General features: G+C 59.2%; 4 protein-coding genes and 1 pseudogene. 2 read left to right on the top strand and 3 right to left on the bottom strand.

The annotated features are described in order from the left end of the window. The first annotated feature begins 186 nt into the window (after window positions 1–186). Entirely contained in the window at window positions 187–633 is a 447-nt protein-coding gene (locus FS320_RS40090; RefSeq protein ID WP_152718021.1) for a GNAT family N-acetyltransferase, read from the top strand. A gap of 543 nt (window positions 634–1,176) precedes the next feature. Here the strand turns inward: FS320_RS40090 and FS320_RS40085 are convergent. Then, complete coding sequence (locus FS320_RS40085; protein ID WP_152718019.1) at window positions 1,177–1,443, bottom strand: hypothetical protein; 267 nt, start codon at window positions 1,441–1,443, stop codon at window positions 1,177–1,179. A gap of 416 nt (window positions 1,444–1,859) precedes the next feature. Here FS320_RS40085 and FS320_RS40080 point away from each other — a divergent pair, with 416 nt between their 5' ends. Further along, entirely contained in the window at window positions 1,860–2,270 is a 411-nt protein-coding gene (locus tag FS320_RS40080) for an NUDIX domain-containing protein (RefSeq protein ID WP_152718017.1), read from the top strand. On the opposite strand, the gene FS320_RS40075 is transcribed toward FS320_RS40080, so the two are convergent. Together FS320_RS40075 and FS320_RS40070 are read right to left on the bottom strand one after the other, a co-directional pair. Continuing rightward, the gene (locus tag FS320_RS40075; protein ID WP_152718015.1) at window positions 2,267–2,935 is read right to left on the bottom strand and encodes a transglutaminase-like cysteine peptidase; all 669 of its coding nucleotides are present in this window, start codon (window positions 2,933–2,935) and stop codon (window positions 2,267–2,269) included. The genes FS320_RS40080 and FS320_RS40075 overlap by 4 nt on opposite strands. Before the next feature lie 208 nt (window positions 2,936–3,143). Then, window positions 3,144–3,431, bottom strand: a pseudogene (locus tag FS320_RS40070) (MucR family transcriptional regulator); the annotation flags it as partial. Window positions 3,432–3,630 lie beyond the last annotated feature (199 nt).

The following is a 3,630-nucleotide window of genomic DNA, read 5'->3' as shown; positions in this document are numbered from 1 at the left end:
GGCCATGTGGGCGGCCGAAGGCGAAGCAGACATTCGCACCGTCGTCGACACGGCGCGTCTCGGCCCGGGAACCAACGCGTTCAAGACAATTCTTCAGACCGTGTCCACCTGAACCTCAGGTCAAAATAGGGGCGTGGGTAATTACCTCTCTAATTACCACCTCCGCATTCCTTAACCGATCACACAATGATTACCCTCCGACCGGCTTGTTCGGACGACTACGTTTTCGCGCTCGAACTTTATCTCAAAGCCATCAAACCCCTCGCAATTGCCTGGATGGAGTGGGTTGATCAGGACCAGGAGGCGCAGTTTGCGAGGCTCTGGCGTCCAGACGATACGAGGATCATCACGCTCAATGGCGAGGAGGATATTGGCTGGGTTGAGTTTCGACCGACCGGAGACGAACTCTTTTTGAAGCAATTGTATATCTCTCCCACGCATCGTCGGCGCGGTGTCGGTTCGCAGGTCATGCGTCTGCTGCTGGAGGAGCAGCAAGGAATGGCACAGTCGATGGCGCTGTTCGTGCTCAAGAATAATCCAGCTTTTCGGTTCTATCAGCGCCATGGCTTTGAGGTCGTCCGGGAGACCCACACCACGTTGGTGATGCGCCGTGCGATGGCTGAGGCGGCTTGATCCCGCCGATTGAGTATCAGTTAGGGGACAGCCTGATCCAGGCTGGTACAAGCAGGGTTCGGCGAGCCAGATGACTGAATTCGTGTGTCACCCCATACTCCAAAACGGGCTCTGGGACGAAGATTAAATACAAATTCATGAGACCGGAATACTGCAACTACTTTCAAAGAATTCTGTTCATTCAGAGCGCGAATTGACGAGGCACCTCCTCTGCATCGTTTTTCTTCGCTAACCTGATGAGGGAGACAGGGAAGGTTGCGAAAGCATGCGTAAGTTTGGGGTGTTGACCGCCCTTACTTTGAGTTGGATCACCGCATCCTGCGCTGAAAGAATGGTGCATCCGGCTGTTATACCCCAGCCAACCTCACCGAAAGCTGCATCCAAGCCACGGCCACATACTGTGGCGGCGAGGCGTCAGGCCGAGTCGCTTGCAGAGGCTACCGGAAAGCATTCGGCCATCCGCTCTCATGAGGTCACTCCAAGCCCTAGCGTGAAGCCAGAGCCGCCGCGCGAACTCCAGACTCCGCTCCCGCAAGTACCCCATCAGCCAAACGAGCCCCCAAGCTGGCGCGACCCGCCTGCGGCTGTGGCGCTTCCACCGCCCCCGGAGCCTGCCGAACCCAACTTCCCTGTCGCAGCCCTGATGCCGCCACCCCCGGAGCCCGCCGAGCCGACCTTCCCCTCAGCACCGCCAGCCATCGAATTATCATCGCCACGGGAGCCACCCACATCGACCCTGCCAGAGGTGCCCCCTGAGGCCACGATGCCACCGCCGCCCGATCCCGCCGAGCCGAGTTTCCCAGTGGCCACGTTGATGCCTCCACTTCCGAAACCGGCTGAACCGTCTCTGCCTCCACCTCCAGAAGAGCAGATCGCCGCTGAAAGCCCGATGCCCGTCCCGTTTCCAGACCTTCCGTCGTATGTCTCGCTGCGCCCACGTTTCGATTGGGTGGATACCGTTGGAGCCATCGATCTCCCGCACAACCCACTATCTGAGGTTTTCTCAGAGGAACGAATCCCAAGCCTGATCCGAAATCCCTGGCCACCCTCGATTGACGGAAGCTAAGCGAACGCAATTCGGTCTCGTGGGAGCAACCTCCAGGCCAGCACGATCCCTGGTGCAAGGCCGGTTTCACGGACCTTGAGGCAACCAGCCGCCCTCCACCGGACCTCCCGCCGATGACGCGGAGGCTGATAGTCATTCAGGGTGGCAGCGAGTGATTGAGATGATCCGGTACGACAACACGCCCACCGTCGTGGTGGTACTGGTGCCCCTCCGGGGAGGTTTGCTGATGGTCCGCCGTGCACTCCCTGGCGAGGGTTTCGGCAAGCTCGCGCTCCCCGGCGGCTACCAGATGCTCGGCCAATCATGGCAAGAGGCTGGCGCGCGTGAAATGATGGAGGAAACCGGCGTCATTATCTCTCCTGAAGCATTGCGGGTTGTGACGGTGGAGACCACGCCAGATCGGCGGCAGAACCTGCTCTTCTGCCAGAGCCCTCCCGTCGAACATCAGGGTGCGTTCGTCCATGACGCCGAGGTCTCAGAAATTCGTGTCATTCATGAGCCAACCGAAACAGCGTTTCCACGGCACACGCGTGTGGTCCGAGAGTTCTTCATGAATTCCGGCGACCTCTAACGGTTTGCCGTCGAAAATGGTGCAGGCTGATCTCCAAGAGCGACCCATGACCTGCCGTTCGTGCCTTCACGTTTGATGAAAGCATAGCCTGTTCGCCGCCAGGGCAGGATGGCGTTACGCTTGTCGAGAATGAAATCACCACGGTCAGTGAGGACCATGAGCACAGCATGTCCCTGCCCCCGCTCGTCAATAACGGCTGCCATCCGCATGGCTCGTTGAGGCAGCCCCGCCCCGACCAGTAGCTTCCGCTTCAGAAGTTGGATGTCCTCGCAATCGCCGAGTCCATCATCTGGATAGTCCCACCGGTCGAGAACACCCCAGTGATCCTGATCTGTGACGGCCAGGATCGTCGAGTTTACGCGCTCATTTACCTGGGTAAGGGTAGCCCACACCTGTGGGTTCAGCGAAATCCGCGCAGGCTGCGAGAGATCGACACGACATTCATAGGGGTGGCTCTCGCAAAACCTGATCCAGGCATGCGTCGGGCCTGCGGGGCCTACCACTTGGATCGGGCTAGTTGCTCGCACCGGAAGCAAACTCTCGGCAGAGGCAGTGCTTGCAAGTGCCGCAAGCGCTGTGCAAATCAGCGCCGCCTTCAGAGCACTTCGTCTGGTGCCGCCGCTCAGGTCGAGATGGGTGGAAATGGCCTGATCAACATGATCCATGGCAAGGTTCCAGTCACGGAGCCAATACGATGGGCCATCATGGTAAACAGGGTCTTAAAGCTATCTGCGCGTCGGTAGCGACATGACCGACGCAGCCCATGGATTGCAATGTAGAGGGAGAGCAGCATTTAAAACCCGGTGCTTGGTCGCACCGGGTTTGGCAGTCAGCACCTGAACAGCTATGGCCGCTCCATACAAGGAGGGTGAACTATGCAGCCTTCTTCGTGCGGCGACCCTTAGCCGTTGCAGCCACTTCCTCGGATATCGCAGCCGCCTTGGCGGCAGCCCGCTTCGGCTTGGCTAGAGCAGCATCATTAGCAACATCTTCCACCGAAACTGCGCCCTTCTTGCGCTGCTGACCAAGCCCCATCGTCTTGGCAAGCTCGGAACGAGCCTTGGCATAGTTCGGCGCGACCATCGGGTAATCCGCTGGCAGGTTCCACTTGGCGCGGTACTGCTCGGGCGTCATGTCATAGGTTGTGCGCAGGTGGCGCTTCGTATTGCCTCACCGAAGAATGCTCCCGACACGGATGGTCGTTGCCTCATCTTCATGCTCCCGGCAAGCCTCAGGGCTCTGCGGGCACCGAGCCTTGATCCGATGACCCGAACACCATGGCCCATGCCGCATCCCGGCGCCAGATTTTCAGACGCCGCTGGAGTGTGCGCAGATGCCGCTCGGAGTACTGGTCAGGATA

The sequence above is a fragment of the Microvirga tunisiensis genome, assembly GCF_009296175.1.
Lineage (GTDB): Bacteria > Pseudomonadota > Alphaproteobacteria > Rhizobiales > Beijerinckiaceae > Microvirga > Microvirga tunisiensis.
The sequence above is the reverse complement of the archived record's forward strand: the minus strand, read 5'-3'. Positions and strand labels throughout refer to the sequence as shown.

Bases quoted from the DNA above. Each gene is read 5' to 3' on its own strand.
- FS320_RS40080 (WP_152718017.1), top strand. From the start codon at position 1,860: ATGATCCGGTACGACAACACGCCCACCGTCGTGGTGGTACTGGTGCCC.
- FS320_RS40075 (WP_152718015.1), bottom strand. From the start codon at position 2,935: ATGGATCATGTTGATCAGGCCATTTCCACCCATCTCGACCTGAGCGGC.
- FS320_RS40090 (WP_152718021.1), top strand. From the start codon at position 187: ATGATTACCCTCCGACCGGCTTGTTCGGACGACTACGTTTTCGCGCTC.